Annotated in this window: 18 protein-coding genes and 1 pseudogene; 12 read left to right on the top strand and 7 right to left on the bottom strand. The window is 53.2% G+C overall.

Features of this window, described 5'->3' with window-relative positions; all coding sequences use genetic code 11:
• Positions 1-502: hypothetical protein (locus tag ACMZ66_RS22465; RefSeq protein ID WP_416940838.1), on the top strand; the 502-nt coding region annotated here is incomplete at its 5' end.
• Positions 503-513: 11 nt separating this feature from the next.
• Here the strand turns inward: ACMZ66_RS22465 and ACMZ66_RS22460 are convergent.
• Positions 514-732: a DUF6500 family protein gene (locus ACMZ66_RS22460; RefSeq protein ID WP_416940836.1), complete on the bottom strand. Its 219-nt coding sequence runs from the start codon at positions 730-732 to the stop codon at positions 514-516.
• Positions 733-858: 126 nt separating this feature from the next.
• Here ACMZ66_RS22460 and sfsA point away from each other — a divergent pair, with 126 nt between their 5' ends.
• From sfsA to ACMZ66_RS22440, 4 genes are all read left to right on the top strand, one after another.
• A complete protein-coding gene (gene sfsA / locus ACMZ66_RS22455; protein ID WP_416940834.1) occupies positions 859-1572 on the top strand; it encodes a DNA/RNA nuclease SfsA in 714 nt (237 codons plus the stop codon).
• Positions 1573-1686: 114 nt separating this feature from the next.
• On the top strand, positions 1687-2493 hold the full coding sequence (map, locus tag ACMZ66_RS22450) for a type I methionyl aminopeptidase (protein ID WP_416940832.1): 807 nt from the start codon (positions 1687-1689) through the stop codon (positions 2491-2493).
• Between the two features lie 24 nt (positions 2494-2517).
• The gene (radC, locus tag ACMZ66_RS22445; protein ID WP_416940830.1) at positions 2518-3357 is read left to right on the top strand and encodes a RadC family protein; all 840 of its coding nucleotides are present in this window, start codon (positions 2518-2520) and stop codon (positions 3355-3357) included.
• Positions 3358-3394: 37 nt separating this feature from the next.
• Entirely contained in the window at positions 3395-3784 is a 390-nt protein-coding gene (locus ACMZ66_RS22440) for a VOC family protein (protein ID WP_416940828.1), read from the top strand.
• Positions 3785-3792: 8 nt separating this feature from the next.
• Here ACMZ66_RS22440 and ACMZ66_RS22435 read toward each other — a convergent pair whose 3' ends face one another.
• The 4 genes from ACMZ66_RS22435 to ACMZ66_RS22420 all read right to left on the bottom strand — a co-directional run bounded on the left by ACMZ66_RS22435 (position 3793) and on the right by ACMZ66_RS22420 (position 7724).
• Positions 3793-4167 carry a hypothetical protein gene (locus ACMZ66_RS22435; protein ID WP_416940826.1) on the bottom strand — a complete coding sequence of 125 codons (375 nt, stop codon included), beginning with the start codon at positions 4165-4167 and terminating at the stop codon, positions 3793-3795.
• A gap of 131 nt (positions 4168-4298) precedes the next feature.
• Positions 4299-5153: a MipA/OmpV family protein gene (locus tag ACMZ66_RS22430; protein ID WP_416940824.1), complete on the bottom strand. Its 855-nt coding sequence runs from the start codon at positions 5151-5153 to the stop codon at positions 4299-4301.
• Positions 5154-5279: 126 nt separating this feature from the next.
• On the bottom strand, positions 5280-6491 hold the full coding sequence (locus ACMZ66_RS22425) for a helix-turn-helix domain-containing protein (RefSeq protein ID WP_416940822.1): 1212 nt from the start codon (positions 6489-6491) through the stop codon (positions 5280-5282).
• A 30-nt stretch (positions 6492-6521) separates the two neighbouring features.
• Complete coding sequence (locus ACMZ66_RS22420; RefSeq protein ID WP_416940820.1) at positions 6522-7724, bottom strand: helix-turn-helix domain-containing protein; 1203 nt, start codon at positions 7722-7724, stop codon at positions 6522-6524.
• 488 nt (positions 7725-8212) lie between these two features.
• Here ACMZ66_RS22420 and ACMZ66_RS22415 point away from each other — a divergent pair, with 488 nt between their 5' ends.
• The 6 genes and pseudogenes from ACMZ66_RS22415 to ACMZ66_RS22390 all read left to right on the top strand — a co-directional run bounded on the left by ACMZ66_RS22415 (position 8213) and on the right by ACMZ66_RS22390 (position 13767).
• On the top strand, positions 8213-9847 hold the full coding sequence (locus ACMZ66_RS22415) for a peptide ABC transporter substrate-binding protein (protein ID WP_416940819.1): 1635 nt from the start codon (positions 8213-8215) through the stop codon (positions 9845-9847).
• Positions 9848-9927: 80 nt separating this feature from the next.
• A complete protein-coding gene (gene oppB, locus ACMZ66_RS22410; RefSeq protein WP_416940818.1) occupies positions 9928-10851 on the top strand; it encodes an oligopeptide ABC transporter permease OppB in 924 nt (307 codons plus the stop codon).
• Positions 10852-10876: 25 nt separating this feature from the next.
• A complete protein-coding gene (gene oppC / locus ACMZ66_RS22405; protein WP_416940841.1) occupies positions 10877-11758 on the top strand; it encodes an oligopeptide ABC transporter permease OppC in 882 nt (293 codons plus the stop codon).
• 20 nt (positions 11759-11778) lie between these two features.
• A pseudogene (locus ACMZ66_RS22400) lies at positions 11779-12576 on the top strand (ABC transporter ATP-binding protein); the annotation flags it as partial.
• Positions 12575-12754: an oligopeptide/dipeptide ABC transporter ATP-binding protein gene (locus ACMZ66_RS22395; RefSeq protein WP_416940816.1), complete on the top strand. Its 180-nt coding sequence runs from the start codon at positions 12575-12577 to the stop codon at positions 12752-12754. The pseudogene ACMZ66_RS22400 and the gene ACMZ66_RS22395, both read left to right, overlap by 2 nt.
• Positions 12751-13767 carry an ABC transporter ATP-binding protein gene (locus tag ACMZ66_RS22390; RefSeq protein ID WP_416940814.1) on the top strand — a complete coding sequence of 339 codons (1017 nt, stop codon included), beginning with the start codon at positions 12751-12753 and terminating at the stop codon, positions 13765-13767. The genes ACMZ66_RS22395 and ACMZ66_RS22390 overlap by 4 nt, the downstream gene beginning before the upstream one ends.
• An 85-nt stretch (positions 13768-13852) precedes the next feature.
• On the opposite strand, the gene ACMZ66_RS22385 is transcribed toward ACMZ66_RS22390, so the two are convergent.
• Positions 13853-15571, bottom strand: coding sequence for an HD domain-containing phosphohydrolase (locus ACMZ66_RS22385; RefSeq protein ID WP_416940812.1), 1719 nt, complete (start codon positions 15569-15571; stop codon positions 13853-13855).
• A 324-nt stretch (positions 15572-15895) separates the two neighbouring features.
• On the opposite strand from ACMZ66_RS22385, the gene purB reads away from it, so the two are divergent.
• Positions 15896-17206 (top strand): adenylosuccinate lyase, encoded by a 1311-nt coding sequence (gene purB, locus ACMZ66_RS22380; RefSeq protein ID WP_416940810.1) that lies wholly within the window; start codon positions 15896-15898, stop codon positions 17204-17206.
• 60 nt (positions 17207-17266) lie between these two features.
• Here the strand turns inward: purB and ACMZ66_RS22375 are convergent, their stop codons facing one another.
• Positions 17267-18175, bottom strand: coding sequence for a LysR substrate-binding domain-containing protein (locus tag ACMZ66_RS22375; protein ID WP_416940808.1), 909 nt, complete (start codon positions 18173-18175; stop codon positions 17267-17269).
• Positions 18176-18179: the final 4 nt, after the last annotated feature.

The following is an 18179-nucleotide window of genomic DNA, read 5'->3' as shown; positions in this document are numbered from 1 at the left end:
TGCTGTTGACGAGATCCCCGGTTATGTCAAAGTCATAGCTAAGCCTTCAGAGCTCGGTTTGGCAGCAACCATTGGAACTGGTTTAAAGCATCAAGTTGCCACATCAAATGAGTATCATTGGGCGATGTTATGTTGTCTTGCCGGTCAAGCGGCGGAAAAATTCAAACTTGGCATCATCCATGATGGTTCGAGGCAGAGCTATGAGAATTGGATGGACGCGGCCAAAAGGTTTTTGAGCCAGCAGCCTGATCGAATTTTCTACCCCTCCCCCACAAATACACTTGAGATCGAACATAACAACCAAGCTCTTCTTGCCCTTAGGAAACAACATCTCGGCCTTCTTCAGCAGTATTTTTCGCTGAATAGTGCAGCCTTTGACGCCCTATGTGAGACACTGCGCAAACAAAAGCATGTCAACGGCAAGCAGCTACGTAAGTTGCTTGCAAACATCCAGCTGCCAGACGGTTTCCCGATCATCGATTTGGCGAGCAAGAAGGCTTAAAACCAATTGGCTCATATCCCAGCCGAAACCATCTCCCGAATTTTGGTGGCCTTTTCGAAATGATCAAGCTGTTGGATTTCGATCCACCAGCGTGCTGCTTCCATCAAAAGTCCCGGATCGTCATTGCGATTGGCAAAGAACGCATAGAATGACAGGCCGACATCCGGGCCCTTTTGCGCGATTTTCTTGTCACACACAGTAATAATCTTGTCGCGCAGGCTTTGTCGCATGATGGCTCCGTCTTTCTCGATTGATCGCAAGGGGTTGATGTATGCCCTGTTTCCCGCGAAATTGGCACCGGGCACCGACTTCTCACATGACAGTTTCTGTCAGGACAGTTTTGCGAAAGGTTTGATATGCAGCTCCCCCATCCATTGATCCACGGCAAGCTGATCAAACGTTACAAACGTTTTCTAGCCGATGTCGAACTTGATAGCGGGGATGTCATTACGGCCCATTGTGCCAATCCGGGCGGTATGATCAGGCTTAAGGAACCGGGCATTGATGTCTGGCTGTCGCAATCAGACAATCCCAAACGCAAACTGAAATATAGCTGGGAGCTGTGCCAGATCGGCGATGCATGGATCGGCATCAATACAGCCCACCCCAACGCAATTGTCGAAGAAGCCATTCTGGCCGGAAAGGTCCCCGAACTGGCCGGATACGAGACGCTGAAGCGCGAAGTCAAATACGGCAAAAATTCCCGTATCGACATTCTGCTGTCTGATCCCGACCGTGGCCTTTGCTATGTCGAGGTCAAGAACGTCCATCTCAAACGCGATGAAGACGCGCCAGGTTTGGCCGAATTCCCCGATGCGGTTACCGCGCGCGGGGCAAAGCATTTAGATGAAATGGCCGATATGGTTGCTGAAGGTCATCGGGCGGTGATGTTTTATCTGATCCAGCGCACCGATTGTGATCGCTTTACCCTATCGACTGATATCGACCCGCATTATGGCGAACGGTTCAAATCCGCGCGGTCCAACGGGGTTGAAGCCATTGCCTATGATTGTGCGATTGATACCAGTGCCGTTACGGTGCGCGCCCCCCTGCCGATTGTTGGGCCATAAGATCAGCCGCCAAGTCCCTGCATATCAGCCAATCCTTGCCAATTCTGGCCGGTGGCTTTATGTCATTGAGCTATACAACAGTTAAATACCTAGCCGCGTTTAAGGAGATTTCGGGTGGCGAATGGAAATGTAAAGCTTCACGGCCCCGAAGCATTTGAAGGCATGCGCGCCGCCGGACGGCTGGCTGCGGAAGTGCTTGATATGATTACCCCGCATGTGGTTCCCGGTGTGACCACCGGCGAGCTTGACCGCCTGTGTGATGAATATATCCGCGATCATAATGCGATTTCCGCCTGCCTTGGCTATCGCGGTTTTCCGAAATCGATCTGCACGTCGATCAACCATGTGGTCTGTCACGGTATTCCCGGCGACAAGAAGCTGGGCAATGGCGACATCATGAATATCGACGTCACCGTCATCCTTGATGGCTGGTATGGCGACACGTCGCGCATGTATATCGCAGGCACGCCCAAAGTCATGGCGCAACGCCTTGTTGATGTAACCTACGAATCACTCTGGCGCGGCATTAATGCGGTGAAACCGGGTGCGACCCTTGGCGACATTGGCCATGCCATTCAGTCCTATGCCGAGGGCGAGCGTTTCTCGGTCGTCCGTGATTTTTGTGGTCACGGCCTTGGTCAGGTGTTCCATGATGCGCCCAATGTCTTGCATTACGGCAAGCCGGGTGAAGGCATTGTTCTGGAACCGGGCATGATCTTTACGATTGAGCCGATGATCAATCAGGGAACCTATGCGTGTAAAATTTTGCCAGATGGCTGGACAGCTGTCACGCGAGACCGCAAACTGTCTGCACAGTTTGAACATTCGCTCGGCGTGACGGAAGACGGGTTTGAAGTGTTTACCCGATCCCCTGCCGGTCTGGACAAGCCGCCCTATAATCTGAGTGCTGCGGCACAATAAGGGCAACACAAAGGGGAAGCAGATTTGAGCGAGACAGAAGATCGCAAACCTGCTTCCGCAACGCCCCAAAGAACTGCATCAGAAATTGATGACGGCACGCGGGTCTTTTTTGATCAGACCCGCGATGCCTCCGCATCCGGCATTGCCAGCCCAGCTGTCTCAGATAGCTCATCCCCCAAAGCAAAACAGCCAAAGCCGCATTATCACGGCCATCGCCAACGGCTGCGCGAACGCTTCATCAAGGGCGGTGCCACTGCCCTTGCCGATTACGAGTTGCTTGAACTCATGCTCTGCATGGCGATGCCGCGCGGCGACGTTAAACCACTTGCCAAATCCCTGATTGCCCAGTTTGGCAGCTTCGCCAATGTTTTGGCCGCCAGGCCAGAAGACCTGCAAACCGCCAAGGGTTTGGGCGAAGCCGGGATTGCCGCAATCAAAATTGCCGAGGCCAGCGCACAGCATCTGTCACGCGAACGCGCGATGGAACAGCCCGTGATCGCCAGTTGGGAACAGCTGATTGATTATTGCCGGGTGCGGATCGGACATCTTAAGACCGAAGAACTGCATTTGCTGTTTCTCGATCGCAAGAACCGGCTGATTGCCGATGAATGCCATCAACGCGGCACGGTCGATCATACCCCGGTCTATCCGCGCGAAGTGATCAAACGCGCGCTTGAGCTGCATGCATCCGCCCTGATCCTGGTGCATAACCATCCAAGCGGCGATGCCACCCCGTCAAAAGGCGATATTGATATGACGCGCAAGATTATTGAGGCTGCCAAGGCGATGGACATCACAGTCCATGACCACATCATCATCAGCCATGCGGGATATAATTCCTTTAAAACCCTCGGCCTGATATAGCTGCCATTCCTGATCCGCTTCCCGAAACGAGACACCCATGCCCCATATTGGATTGTTCACCCTTGTCGTGCGTAACTATGACGAAGCCATTACCTTTTACACCCAAAAGGTCGGCTTTGATCTGATTGAGGATACCGACATGGGCGGCGGGAAACGCTGGGTGATTGTTGCGCCAAAGGGTGCCAAAGAAACGCGCGTATTACTTGCCGAGGCAAGCAATGAGGGACAATCAAACGCCATTGGCAACCAGACCGGCGGCCGGGTTGGTTTTTTCCTCAACACCGATGATTTTGCCCGTGATCATGCGCGCATGGTCGAAGCTGGTGTGACGTTCCTCGAAGAACCGCGTTATGAGCCCTATGGCACCGTGGCGGTGTTTGAGGACCTTTATGGCAACAAGTGGGATTTGCTGGAACTCAAGCCATAGGTTCGGGGTTAGCCAACAACCTTATGCCCGCGCCCTTCCATGCAATTGCCGATGATTTCTTCGCGCTTTTCGATGTTTTCGTAGGCCGAAGCCCCACCGCCAAGCGCGGCACCAACGCCAAGCCCGACCAGCAATCCTTCCCAACCATCGGAAATCGCACCGACCACACCACCAAGACCGGCACCAATGGTGGCATCCGTTTTGGTTTTGCCGCCCAGATATTCGCTTTGTTTGGAAAGCTCGCGACATTCGGCAAGGTCCGCCAGATAGATCTCGTCGCGTGGGCCATCAACGACCGGCTCATATTCACTGCCGGTACCGCTGCAACCTGACAGGATCAATACGGCAACAGGCACGCACAGACTTAACTTGTAACGGATCATGACACTATTCCTGAAAAAAGAGGACGGACCGGCAGGTGGATGCAATAGCGGGGTAAATACCGGCCCGTCATGTCGGCGATACCAGACCGCACGCCGACGAGTGTTGATGACACGAGGGTAAGAAAAGCAGATTAGAAGGTGTAAACCAGACCGACGCCGACACTCATGATGTAGTCCTCATCAATCAGGGGGCTGTCGGTATATTCATCGGTCAGGTATTGGAAGCCGCCGGTGCCGATCAGATTAAGCTTCTCAGTAATCGGATAGGCCACGGTCAGATCAAGATGGGGCACAAAAGCCGCATCGGGTGAATAGTAAGCACGGTCACTGCGCACTTCGTTACGACGCACGCCAACCATGTAATCGACCAGCTTTTCGCTTTGCCAGCCCACACCGGCACCCCAGTTGAAATTCACATCGCCCCACTGGACCGGAACAAAATAGCTGACATCAACCTGATGACCGTCATGGGCATCATTCACATCGGTCAGATAGTTCGCGACCACTTCGCCACGCCAAATCCGGGCGGAGAAGCCAAGACCGGCTTCATAGGCCATGTCGCGCTCTTCCATCCCGCGCAGATAATCACCATCATCATTTTCAAACGGCTCGGTACGCAGCGATCCGATGACAGATGCGGTGAAATAGTCGTTCTTGAAGAATTTGATGTCCACGCCATCAACGCCGATATGCATACGTTCGGCATCATAGGCAACGAGCGGCAGCAAGCCCATATTGGCGCTGTCCGTGCCGCGATAAGGATTGTTGCTTACCGAACCAAATGCACCCACCTGCCAGTCGCCACCAAACCACGGGTCAAGACTGTCATCAGTCTTTGGATTGACCTGTTCGCGCAGGATTTCCTTTTTGGCCTGCTGCGCATAGGCCGGCAGGGCCGCCATCATAATAATTGCAGCACTGCACAGACCAAGCCCGGTCAGAACCATGACATCGCCAGTACGGCGTAAAACGTATGAAACAGACATTTATCGAAACACCTTGAAATGATTAGGTGCGCCGAACATGCCCTGTGCCGGAATTACTGGCGTCCGGTTCTATAGTATCGAACCGATAGATCGCGCATTCGCGGTACGAATGATCATTCACACGCGCTAAGCATCTGATTTTTCTAAAAACTCATTGCGATAGACACTGGGCGTCCGACCGGTGATTTTTTTGAAAGCCAGATTGAATGTGGACTTGGAGTTAAAGCCAACACTGGTCGCGATATCCAGAATTGTCCGATCAGGTTCCTCGATCAGAAGCCGGGATGCTTCGCGTGTGCGCACTTCATTGACGAAATCAAAGAAGCTTTTGCCAAGATGCTGATTAAGAACATGCGACAACTGATTGGGTGTTGCGCCGATAGTATTGGCAAGCTTTGGCATTGATAATAGTGGATCAAACAGAATTTCGGTTTCATCCACCACCCGGTCAAGCCGTGCTGCAATCCGTTCGACATCCTCATCATCAAGGAACGCACGCGCGCCGTTTGATGGCTCCGGGCATTCCGCGTTCGTGTTGCGAACGTTCGGTTGCTCGTCCGCCTCATCCTCGGACGCCCAATCCGCCTGAACAAACAGCGCCGGATTGAGCGCCAAAAGATGCGACAGTCGGAAGAACACCAGTGCAAACGCGCCCTGAACAATCGTGGTCAGCCAGTCGCTGTCACCAATAAAGATATCAATCATCGATGTTGCGGTGAAAATCACGAAGATGAAGCTGACCCCGATCAGGATTTCACGGATCCAGCGACGCAGCGCATGTTGATCCGCCCCCAGTTGTTCGCTTGCCTGACGTAAATAGGCAATCGCCACCCGCCAAATTTTGATCATGTAGGTAATCAGCTGCGCATACATCGACACAAACACCACAAGCAACATGATGGTCAGCGGCAAATGCACGTCCAATTCGATATCAATCTCGACCGTCGAACTGGTGGCGGGGTCTGGCATGAAGTTATTCAGGATGATCCACACCGCAGCTGCACTTAAACCTGCCATCGGCACAAGAATGGCGAAATGCCAAAGCGGATGGCGCACCGGTCTATCGGCAACTTCACAGAAATACAGATAAATTGACGGCACGAAAGCGAATGTCGACAGGATGAAAAACGGGGCCAGATACAACGCCATTTGCGCACTAAGAACGACGTCAGAAATATCTTCGATAAAAGACAAACACGCCGCCCCGGCAAATACCATCAGCCACCGATTGGCGCGAAATGCCCGTTTGCCTTCGTGCCGCAACAGCAGCATCAAGAAGACAGCCTGGGCAAGGCCAACAACAGCTATGAGCAAAAGAACGATTTGGGGCGCTTCCATTCTTCATCCTGGCGGTGACGGAATTTGATTTCAGGCGGTTGTGGCAGTGCGTTGGGTAAACGTTTGGTCAGCATCAACAAATTCACCGGCCGGTGAAGTCCGATAGTTGCTGGGTGTTGTACCGGTTGCGCGCTTGAAGGCAAGATTGAATGTCGATTTTGAATTGAATCCAACTGCAATGGCAATATCAAGAATTGTACGCTCCTGATCTTCGCACAGTAACCGGGCCGCTTCGCGCACCCGCACAGTATTCACAAATTCAAAGAATGACTGCCCCAACGCATTGTTCAGCGTATGGGAAAGTTGATTGGGTGTAACGCCGATCTTTGCAGCCAGTTTCGGCATGGTCAAAAGCGGATCAAATAGGGTCGTTTTGTCTGCAACCACATCATCAAGCTTTGCGCAGATCATTGCGGATTGTTCATCCACGACAACTGACTTCGCCGGACTTGCCGAGCCGGTTGCCACTGGCTTGGCATTGCGCCCCCCCATGCGAAATGGTTGACTAGCCAAAAGGAAGCTCAGGCGTAGCAAGGTCAATACAAAGCCCGCATTGACCAGAATGTTTGACCAATGCATGTCGCTTGCCGCCATTTGCAGAACTTGCGACAGGACAAAGCCACACAAAACAACATGTAAACACAAAAGAACGCTCAGCACCCAGCGACGGCGTGCCAAGCTTTCAACATCCCCCTTTGCCCGCAAACGCCAGCAATAGACATAGGCCGTTTTGCTAAAGGCAATGTGATAGGTGATGACAAACACAAACAGGCCAAATAACAGGCCGCACGCAATCACACTAAGCGCAAAGTCGCTTTCAAACGTGATCCGCAATGGCGCACCGCCCAGCAACACGTCGCCATATTTCCAGAACACCATCGCAATCATGAACCCGGCGCAAATCACCACGCCCACGACGGGATAAAGATGACGGATCGGGTTGCGTGCCGGGTTGCCAGACATTTCGCGCAGATAAAGATAGATCGACGGACCCAGTGCGAAATAGGCAGCAAACAGAAACGGCTCGACCATCAAGGCCACCGCAGTTCCGCCAAACAACAAAATGATATCGCGCAGGAACGACAAGGATAACGCCAGCAGGAAAATGCTCATCCAGCGATTGGTTTGCCAGGCACTTACGCCTTCATTGCGCAAAACCATGAAAAGAAATGCCGCCTGCAGCAGCCCCATCACGGAAATCACCACTGAAAGCACATCGATATACTGGAACATTTTATCCGGCGCTTTTTATTCGTTAACTCCCCTAGGCAATAACCCGTAGCGCCTGAAAGCCGAATTCTCAACGGCTAATACAGAGATCCATCAAATATTAACAATCGCGATTTTGACCCCGGATTGATCTTTTCCCCGCGATCCCTTGCCGATTCGGACCAAACGCAGGATCTGCCAAACCGTTGAATGTGAACTGTTTCACAACGATCAACACAACCTCGGCGCGTCAATCCGCACAACACTTATCGCCTGCGCGCTTTTCACTGCCTCAAGATGGCGTTTTGCGCCACCCGCAGAAAATCAGACTTATTTGCTAATACTCGCAAAATTCAACCACCAATTACCCAAATTGACGCAAATTTCGACTAATTGTGTCGCTTCGGTGAAATCTGGCTTGCAGTATGCGCATGGCAGCCTCAGTATTTTTGCGTACGTACTTTCAGGGAGTGCGTCACGACAAATCATAATTGTTGAGGGAGACATCTCAAATGTCAGACAACGCGATGACCGCAAAAGGTCTCGTGAATGGACTGCTAAAGTCCTCACGTGCTTTTGTGCTTGGTACCGCCTTGATTGCCGGCTCGATGACGATGTTGTCGACCACCCATGCGCAGGCTGAAAAGATCCTGCGTATCGGTAACGACGGCGAACCGCAGTCAATGGATCCGCATTTCATCTCTACCGTTCAGACCAGCCGTATCTCCGATGATATGTCGCTGGGTCTTCTGACCTATGGCCCGGATGGCCAGCCGGTTGCCGGTGCCGCAGAAAACTGGACCGTTTCCGAAGACGGGATGACTTACACCTTCAAGATCCGCGACCATAACTGGTCGGACGGCACCCCGGTCACCGCACAAGACTTCATCGCAGGTTGGGAACGCCTTCTTGATCCGGAACTGGGTGCTGAATATGCATCCCTGCTCTACATCATCGAAGGTGCCGAGGGCGTTAACACCGGCAAAGAAGGCGCGAAACTCGCAGCCAAAGCCGTTGATGACCACACCCTTGAAGTCAAACTGACTGCACCGGCCCCTTACTTCCTGGCACAGTTGACCCACCAGACCGCTTTCGCCATTCCGCGTCACACGGTTGAAAAATACGGCAAGGATTGGGTTAAGCCGGAAAACATCGTCGTAAACGGCGCCTACAAGCTTGTTGAATGGCTGCCGAACGTCCACACCAAGCTGGTCAAGAACGAAGAGTTCTATGACGCAGCAAACGTTCCGATCGACGAAGTCATCTATTACACCTACGAAGATCGCACCGCGATGCAGAACCGTTTCCGTGCAGACGAACTTGACGTCGCGCGTGACATTGCATCCGAACAGATTTCCTGGCTGCGCGACAACCTGTCTGACAGCCTGCGCATAGCACCTTATGCCGGTATCTATTACTACACCGTGCGTACCGACAAAGATAAGTTCAAGGACGCCAATGTTCGTAAGGCTCTCTCACTTGCGATCAACCGCGAAGCCATCACCGATGCGGTTCTGAAAACCGGCGAACTTCCTGCTTATTCCTTCGTTCCGCCGGGAACCGGTAACTACACCGAACCTGCATATGTTTCCTGGAAAGACCTGTCTTACGGTGACAAGGTCGCAGAAGCCAAGAAGCTGATGGCAGCAGCCGGTTACACCGCTGACAACCCGCTGAAATTCACCCTGCGTTACAACACCTCGGAAAACCACAAGCGTATCGCAATCGCGATCCAGAACATGTGGAAACAGATCGGCGTTGAAGCAGAACTGTTTAACTCCGAAGGCAAAATCCACTATGCCGACCTCAAAGTTGGTGACTTTGAAGTCGCTCGCGCTGGCTGGATTGCCGACTATAACGACGCTCAGAACTTCCTGTTCCTGGGTGAAGAACGCACCGGTCCGCTGAACTATTCAGCGTTCGACAACCCGCGTTACAACGAACTGATGCTTGCTGCTGAAAATGAGGGCGACCTCAAGAAACGTGCAGAACTGATGCACAGCGCAGAAGCCATCATGATGGAGGCACAGTCCTACATCCCGATTTACTACTATGTCTCGAAACAGCTTGTCTCGCCGAAGATCAAGGGCTGGATCGATAACGCCCCGGATCGTCACCTGACCCGCTGGCTCGACATCGCCGAGTAAATCCTGCCTTCGTGTCGCAGGCTGTGTGGTGTTCCTCCCGCCCGCCGCCTGTGGCCACCCCGACGGGGATGAGAGAAAAAATGTTATCTTACGCCATTCGGCGCCTTCTGATCGCGATCCCGACATTGTTCATCGTGATCACAGTGGCCTTTTTCATGATGCGTATCGCACCGGGCGGCCCGTTCGATCAGGAACGCGCGTTACCGCCTGAAATCGAAAAGAACATCAAGGCAGCCTATGACCTTGATAAGCCGCTGATCGAACAATATGCGATCTATATCGGCAAGCTTTTCCAGGGCGATTTCGGTCCATCCATCAAGATCCGTGATTTTTCCGTTGCTGAACTGATCATGGCTGGCGCACCTGCCTCTATGCAGCTTGGCTTAACGGCCATAGCCATCGCACTTGTCTTCGGGGTCGGGTTTGGCACCTATGCCGCCCTTCGACAAAACAGCATGGTTGATTTTGTCGTGATGGGTGTCGCAATGATCGGCATCGCCATTCCGAACTTTGTTATGGCACCGCTGCTGTCACTGGTGTTCGGGCTTTATCTGTCGATCCTGCCAACAGCAGGTTGGGGAGATGGCGAAATCCAGTACAAAATTCTGCCGATCATTGCCCTTGCCCTGCCCCAGATCGCCTATATCGCGCGTCTGACACGTGGCTCGATGGTCGAAGTTCTTCATTCCAATTACATCCGCACCGCACGCGCAAAAGGCCTTCGTGAAACGCTTGTGGTTAATCGCCACGCGATCAAGGGCGCGTTGCTGCCGGTTGTTTCCTATCTTGGCCCGGCGACAGCGGCGGTTATGACCGGCTCGGTCGTGATTGAAAGCATCTTTGGCGTGCCCGGTATTGGCACCTACTTTGTAAAGGCCGCACTGAACCGCGACTATCCGTTGGTGATGGGTGTGGTGATTGTCTATGCCGTGATGATCATCATGCTGAATTTCCTCGTCGATATGGTCTATGGCCTTCTTGATCCCAAACTGAAGTCACGCTGATGATGAACAAATCTGAAAAACAGCTCTGCTGCAATCAGCCAGCGCGACCGAGGAAATCGAAGGTCGCAGCCTTTGGCGCGATGCCCGTATTCGCCTGTTTAGGAACAAGGCGGCCGTGGGCTCCATGATCATTCTGGGCATGATCACATTGCTTGCGGTTTTTGCCCCCTTGCTCAGCCCCTTTGCCTATGACCAGATCGACTGGGGCTACATCCAGGAAGGCCCGAACTGGGAAAACGGCCATATCTTTGGCACTGATGGCAATGGCCGTGATCTGTTTATCCGTGTGCTGTATGGCGCGCGCGTATCGCTTGCGGTTGGCCTTCTGGCAACCACGGTGTCGTTGATTATCGGTGTGACCTATGGCGCGGTTGCCGGCTATTTCGGCGGCAAGGTCGACAGCATCATGATGCGGTTTGTCGATGTGCTTTATTCCCTGCCCTTCATGTTCTTTGTCATCATGTTGATGGTGGTGTTTGGCCGAAATATCTTCCTGATCTTTGTCGCCCTTGGTGCGGTTGAATGGCTGACCATGGCGCGTATTGTTCGTGGTCAGACCCTGTCACTGCGTCGGCGCGAATTTATCGAAGCAGCCCATGCAACGGGTGTTTCGAACTTCAAGATCATTTTCCGCCACATCATTCCCAACGTTCTGGGACCGGTCATTGTCTATATGACGCTGACCATCCCGCAGGTCATCCTGACAGAAAGCTTCCTGTCCTTCCTTGGACTTGGCGTGCAGGAGCCGCTGACCAGTTGGGGCGTTCTGATTTCTGAAGGTGCCAAAGTGATCGAGGCATCGACATGGATGCTAATCTATCCGGCAGTATTCCTGGCACTCACCCTGTTCTGTTTCAACTTCATCGGTGACGGTCTGCGCGATGCGCTTGATCCGAAGGACAGGTAAGGGAAGGCAAGGAAAACATCATGACGACAAATCATATTCTGACCGTTGAAAACCTGACCACCCGCTTTCAGACCCCTGATGGCGAGGTCGAGGCCGTCAACAACGTCAATTTCCATATCGATCCGGGCGAAACGCTTGGCGTGGTGGGTGAGTCCGGTTCGGGCAAGACGCAAATCTTCCTGTCCCTGATGGGGTTGCTCGCCAAGAACGGGAAATCGACCGGGTCTGTGCGTTACAAGGATCGGGAAATCCTGAACCTTCCGGCGCGTGAGCTTAACAAGATACGTGGTGTATCGATGTCGATGATCTTTCAGGATCCGATGACATCGCTTAACCCGTATCTGAAAATCTCGCGCCAGATGACCGAGGTGCTGGTTGAACATCGCGGGATGTCCGAGGCCGATGCGCTTAAACGCGCCATCACGCTTCTGGACCGTGTGGGTATTCCCGGTGCAGCACAGCGTGTTCACATGTATCCGCATGAATTTTCCGGTGGCATGCGCCAACGCGTGATGATTGCCATGGCGCTTTTGTGCGATCCGGAAGTTCTGGTTGCCGATGAACCGACCACCGCCCTTGATGTCACCGTGCAGGCCCAGATCCTTGATCTGCTGCGCGACCTGCAAAAGGACTTCAACACTGCCACCGTCATGATCACCCATGATCTTGGCGTGGTTGCCGGTCTGTGTGATCGGGTGATGGTGATGTATGGCGGTCGTGTTGTCGAAACCGGGTCGGTGCGTGACATTTATTATGACAGCCATCATCCCTATACCGAAGGTCTTCTGAAATCGATGCCCCGCATTGATCACGCCAATGAAGAAAGCCTGTTTGCGATTTCCCGGTCAGCCGCCCAACCTGCAAAACCTGCCAAAGGGCTGTGCTTATCAGGAACGCTGCGCCTATGTGTCGGATCGTTGCTGTTTGGAAAGACCGATGCTCAAGGGTTTCGGTGACGGCCGTGCCAGCGCCTGCTTTCGGGAGGACGGGCAATGAGTGTCATGAACAACAAATCACCTAAAAAAGACAGCTCGCCAATCTTGTCGGTCCGCGACCTCAAGGTTCACTTCCCCATCCCGGCCAAGGGGCTGTTTGCCCCGGATCGCCAACTTAAGGCCGTGGATGGGGTCAATTTTGATCTTTATCCCGGCGAAACGCTTGGTGTTGTCGGCGAGTCCGGCTGTGGGAAATCCACTTTGGGCCGCGCGATCCTGCAATTGATCCCGCCATCCAGTGGACAGGTTGCATGGCTTGGCAAAAACATTGTCGGTGCCCCGCACCGGGAAATGCAGCCGCTGCGCCGTGACTTGCAGATCATTTTCCAGGATCCGCTGGCCAGCCTGAACCCGCGCATGACGATTGGCGAAATCATTGCCGAACCGCTGGTGACCCATAAACCGGAACTCGGTAACGAAGAGATCAAGGCACGTGTCAAACGGATGATGGCGCGCGTCGGTCTTCTGCCACAGATGATCAACCGCTATCCGCATGAGTTTTCCGGCGGTCAGTGCCAGCGTATCGGTATTGCGCGCGCCATGATCCTCGAACCCAAACTGATCGTTTGTGACGAGCCGGTCTCGGCCCTTGATGTGTCCATTCAGGCTCAGATCGTCAATCTGTTGCAGGAATTACAGCGTGAATTTGACCTGTCGCTGATTTTCATCAGCCATGATCTGTCGATCGTGCGTCACATCTGCCACCGCATCATGGTGCTTTATCTTGGCAATGTGATGGAACTGGCTGATCGCGACAGCATCTATGCAGCGCCCAAGCATCCCTACACCAAGGCACTGATTTCAGCCGTTCCGATCCCGGACCCGGAGATCGAACGCAACAAGGAACGCATTGTTCTGACCGGGGATTTGCCAAGTCCGCTATCCCCGCCATCGGGTTGTGTGTTCCGCACGCGCTGCCCGTTTGCCAAGGACAAATGCGCACAGGATCAACCGATGCTCGATCGGGTATCGGACAGTCAGGAAGTCGCCTGTCACTTCCATGACAGTATCTAGTTCAACAAGAGCCTCCCAATAAATTGCACCCTGAACTTGGACCGCCCTTGTGGCGGTCTTTTTTTATCAGGAGCTGGAGGCTTGGCTAGTCGCGATGGGAAATGATGAACTGTTCGATATCGACTTCATCACACTGATCGGGGCGCAGATATTTCTTGCCGTAATCAAGGTAAGTCCCCGTCACCAAGAACAGCTCAAAAAGATCATTATCAATCTGCCCCTTGTCACGCATGTCACCCAATATCGATATACATTCGGACAGAAGCTTTGGCCGTTTATAGGGGCGATCGACCGCGGTAAGTGCCTCAAAGATATCGGCGATTACCATCACCTTTTCGAGGATACCCATATCATCCCCCGTCAAACCATGCGGATAGCCTGAGCCATCCATCTTTTCATGGTGGTTGCCGGCAATGGCGGGGATGCGTTGAAGTTCACGTGGATACGGCAGTTGGGCGAGCATATCTTGCGTGATCACCACGTGATCATTGATCACTTGGCGTTCTTCCGATGTCAGGGTGCCGTGCGGGACCGAAAGATTATAAAGCTCGCCGCGGTTAAAGCCGAGATAGACGTGATCTTCGCGGTCCATCAGAACCGTCTCAACACCCGGCTCACGCAGGCTTGCCAGATCGGCATCGCTCAAGCGTTCATTTTCAGACCATGACAGCCCCAGTGTCCGGTCAAAATGGCGGGTCCATTTCAGTTCTGCGATGTCATGCAGGGCAAAGATGGTGTCGGTATCGATTTCCGCATCACCAATATTGGCGTCCGCCACCATCGCAAATTGCGCCTCAAGCTCCGCCACCTTGGCCTGAAAATCTGCTTCGCAAACATCGTGATCTTCGCCCGCCAATTTGCGTTTAAGCATCTCGATCTCGGCATCGCGCCTCAGCACTTCAAACCGTGTGCGGATTTCATGAATACGGTTATGGATGGTTTCAAGCTTGGTTGCCTTTTCCATCACATGATCGGGCGTAACGATCTTGCCGCAATCGTGAAGCCAGGCCGCCAGATCAAGCTCGTACCATTCCATATCGGTCAGATAGAAATTGGAAAACGGCCCCAATTTATCATCCACTGCAGCCTGCGCTAACATGCGGGCGATCACTGGAACGCGGGAACAATGATCAGCCGTATGCGGCGATTTGGCGTCAATCGCGTGACCCAGAACCCGAACAAAACTTTCCATCAGGTCGCGCTGGGCCACCAGCAACCGGCTGTTTTCAATCGCGACGGCCGCCTGACTGGCAAGCGCGTTAATGATCGGCTCGATTTCCTTATCAAAGGCAATCACATTGCCTTCATCATCTTGCGCATTAATCAGCTGCAAGACACCAATCACGGTACCGCGGGTGTTTTTAAGCGGGACGGTCAGGAATGATTTGGATCGATAGCCGGTTTTGGCATCAAAGGCGCGCGTGCCAGAAAAATCAAAACCCTCGGCACTATAGGCGTCTTCGATATTGATCGATTTGCCGCTGAGCGCGACATAGGTCGCAATATTGTGATAGTTCGGGCGACCTTCCACGTCATAAAGCGGTAGCGGCGGGAATGGCTTTTGCGCCTCGCGACCGGTGACAAAAAAGGTCTTGAGCGTATCGTTCATCAGGATGCGGAAATGCAGTTCGCTTTCGTCATTATTGACAAGATAAAGCGATCCACCATCGGCATTGGTGAACTTGCGCGCAGCCATCAGGATTTTCTGGTTCAGTTCTTCGCGGCCCTGTTCGGCCGAAAGCGCAATTCCCAAATCCACCAGCTGTGCGAGATAGTTCGCGTCTGTCTTATGGCTTTCGGTCACTTCTACTTGGTGACTTTTGCCCCGTCGCGTTCACGCGCCATAAAATTTCCGCCCACTCAGCAATCTGATCGTCAAGGTAACAGCAAATACGCAAAACCCATAATCAAAGCATATGCTACCTAAGTTGCTATGATTTTAACAGATCACAAGTTTTTCGTTGGTAAAATCACGCTCACAACTCTGCCATACCGCTCTGCAGGGTTGCCAACCGGCCCGGAATGGACTATCCGACGCGGTGAAAGCGTGCCGGCCCAATGATCGTGCAATTGATCACGCATTCCGATCATTCCCCGGCACCCAACCATTTTGCCCGGAGGCGACCGCATGATCCCCCGTTATTCCCGTCCGCAGATGACCTCAATCTGGGAACCGGCGAACAAATTCCGTATCTGGTTCGAAATCGAAGCGCACGCAGCTGACAAACTGGCTGAACTTGGCGTTATCCCGACTGAATCTGCCAAACTTGTTTGGGAAAAAGGCGACAAGCCCTACACCCAGGACCGTATTGACCGCATCGACACTGTCGAAGCCGAAGTCAAACACGACGTTATCGCGTTTCTGACCGAACTGGCCGAACAGGTTGGCGAAGAAGCCCGTTTCGTGCATCAGGGCATGACCAGCTCTGACGTTCTTGATACCTGCTTTAACGTGCAGCTCGCCCAGGCAACCGACATCCTGCTTGAAGACATGGACAAGCTTCTGGCTGCGCTGAAAAAGCGCGCCTATGAAACCAAAGATGTCCCTTGCATGGGCCGTTCGCACGGCATCCACGCAGAGCCGGTCACCTTCGGTCTGAAGCTTGCGACCTTCTATGCGGAATTCAAACGTAACCGTGATCGCCTTGTCGTCGCGCGTGATGAAATCGCGACCTGCGCAATTTCCGGCGCAGTTGGCACATTCGCCAACATCGATCCGAGCGTTGAAGAACATGTCGCCGCGAAACTTGGCCTGAAACCGGAACCGGTTTCGACCCAGGTTATCCCGCGTGACCGTCATGCAGCCTATTTCGCGACCCTTGGTGTGATCGCATCGTCGATCGAACATCTGGCAACCGAAATTCGCCACCTGCAGCGCACCGAAGTTCGCGAAGTTGAGGAATTCTTCTCCAAGGGGCAGAAAGGCTCCTCGGCGATGCCGCACAAGCGTAACCCGGTCCTGACCGAAAACCTGACTGGCCTTGCCCGTCTGGTACGTTCGATGGCGATCCCGGCAATGGAAAACGTTGCCCTGTGGCACGAGCGCGACATTTCGCACAGCTCGGTTGAACGTAACATCGGCCCGGATGCGACTGTAACGCTTGACTTCGCTCTGATGCGTTTGACCAACGTTGTTGATAACCTGGTCATCTATCCGGAACGTATGGATGAAATCCTTAACCAGATGGGTGGTTTGGTCTTCTCGCAGCGCGTTCTGCTGACCCTGACCCAGTATGGTGTTTCGCGCGAAGATTCGTATCGCATCGTTCAGCGTAACGCGATGAAGGTCTGGAATCGCGAAGGCGATCTTCTGTCGCTTCTGAAAACCGACGAAGACGTTACCGCGAAAATCCCGATGGATAAGCTCGAAGCGCTGTTCGACCTTGGTTATCACACCAAGCATGTCGACACGATCTTTGCCCGCGTGTTTGCTGACTAACAGCATCCCGGACCAAATGATGAAAGCCCCGGTTTTGCCGGGGCTTTTTTTGTACCGTGATCAGATTTTCTGCGTGGCGGTCAACTCGCGCGCCTCATCAAGCAGCCAGTCGCGAAACAGCTTCACTTGCCCGCGCAGTTCCCGATTTTTCGGATGTACAAGATAATATCCCAACGGCACGGTCAGAACCTGATCGGGGAACAGATGCACAAGTTTGCCTTCCTGAACGTCTTCTTCGGCCAAGAGCGGATTGGCAATCACCACCCCCTGATCATGAATGGCGGCCTCGATCACCATGGCAGTCTGATCAATATCGATATGCTTGATTGCTTGGGCATCAGATCGGCTCATTGTGGCAAACCGCTCCAACCAATCAACCCACCAGTGATGTTTGGTGTCATTGATCAGTGTCGCCCGCACAAGATCACTTGGGTGTTTCAGGCCCAACGCATCGCGATAGCTTGGCGCGCAAAATACAGCCGCCTGCCCGCGATAGAGCAACACAGCCTCAAGATTTTCGTCATTGCCATTGAAATAGCGCACCGCGATATCAAGGCCATTTTGATCAAAGTTCGGTTTTTCCTCGGTCGAGCCGACATGAAGCGCCGTTGTCGGATGCTTGATCAAAAACCGCGCCATACGTGGCGAAAACCATTTGGCGGCAAAGCTTGGCGGCATCACGAAATGAACCGAATGATCATTACGTCGGCGCAGATGCGCGCTGGCATCGGCAATTTGTTGCAAGGCCGGGGCGATGCGCGCGGCATAGGCCAATCCATCTGCTGTTGGATAAACCTGGCGAACGGTGCGGACAAACAATTCCGCACCCAGCCATTCTTCAAGCTTGCGGATCTGCTGCCCCACCGCACCGGGCGTGACATTCAATTCATCTGCCGCCAACGAGAAACTGTTCAGCCGTAAGGCAGCCTCGAACGCGGGCAGTGATTTTAACGGCGGATAAGATACCATAATG

It is taken from the genome of Thalassospira sp. (assembly GCF_048059015.1).
In the GTDB taxonomy this organism is placed as follows: Bacteria; Pseudomonadota; Alphaproteobacteria; order Rhodospirillales; family Thalassospiraceae; genus Thalassospira.
Note: the sequence above shows the minus strand (reverse complement) of the source record. Positions and strands in the feature narration are given on the sequence as shown.

What these genes read in the sequence shown, in the direction of transcription:
- oppB (WP_416940818.1), top strand. Translation starts at nt 9,928, where the DNA reads ATGTTATCTTACGCCATTCGGCGCCTTCTGATCGCGATCCCGACATTG.
- purB (WP_416940810.1), top strand. Translation starts at nt 15,896, where the DNA reads ATGATCCCCCGTTATTCCCGTCCGCAGATGACCTCAATCTGGGAACCG.
- ACMZ66_RS22395 (WP_416940816.1), top strand. Translation starts at nt 12,575, where the DNA reads ATGAAGAAAGCCTGTTTGCGATTTCCCGGTCAGCCGCCCAACCTGCAA.
- ACMZ66_RS22435 (WP_416940826.1), bottom strand. Translation starts at nt 4,167, where the DNA reads ATGATCCGTTACAAGTTAAGTCTGTGCGTGCCTGTTGCCGTATTGATC.
- ACMZ66_RS22460 (WP_416940836.1), bottom strand. Translation starts at nt 732, where the DNA reads ATGCGACAAAGCCTGCGCGACAAGATTATTACTGTGTGTGACAAGAAA.
- ACMZ66_RS22390 (WP_416940814.1), top strand. Translation starts at nt 12,751, where the DNA reads ATGAGTGTCATGAACAACAAATCACCTAAAAAAGACAGCTCGCCAATC.
- ACMZ66_RS22375 (WP_416940808.1), bottom strand. Translation starts at nt 18,175, where the DNA reads ATGGTATCTTATCCGCCGTTAAAATCACTGCCCGCGTTCGAGGCTGCC.
- ACMZ66_RS22415 (WP_416940819.1), top strand. Translation starts at nt 8,213, where the DNA reads ATGTCAGACAACGCGATGACCGCAAAAGGTCTCGTGAATGGACTGCTA.
- ACMZ66_RS22420 (WP_416940820.1), bottom strand. Translation starts at nt 7,724, where the DNA reads ATGTTCCAGTATATCGATGTGCTTTCAGTGGTGATTTCCGTGATGGGG.
- sfsA (WP_416940834.1), top strand. Translation starts at nt 859, where the DNA reads ATGCAGCTCCCCCATCCATTGATCCACGGCAAGCTGATCAAACGTTAC.
- ACMZ66_RS22425 (WP_416940822.1), bottom strand. Translation starts at nt 6,491, where the DNA reads ATGGAAGCGCCCCAAATCGTTCTTTTGCTCATAGCTGTTGTTGGCCTT.
- ACMZ66_RS22430 (WP_416940824.1), bottom strand. Translation starts at nt 5,153, where the DNA reads ATGTCTGTTTCATACGTTTTACGCCGTACTGGCGATGTCATGGTTCTG.
- ACMZ66_RS22440 (WP_416940828.1), top strand. Translation starts at nt 3,395, where the DNA reads ATGCCCCATATTGGATTGTTCACCCTTGTCGTGCGTAACTATGACGAA.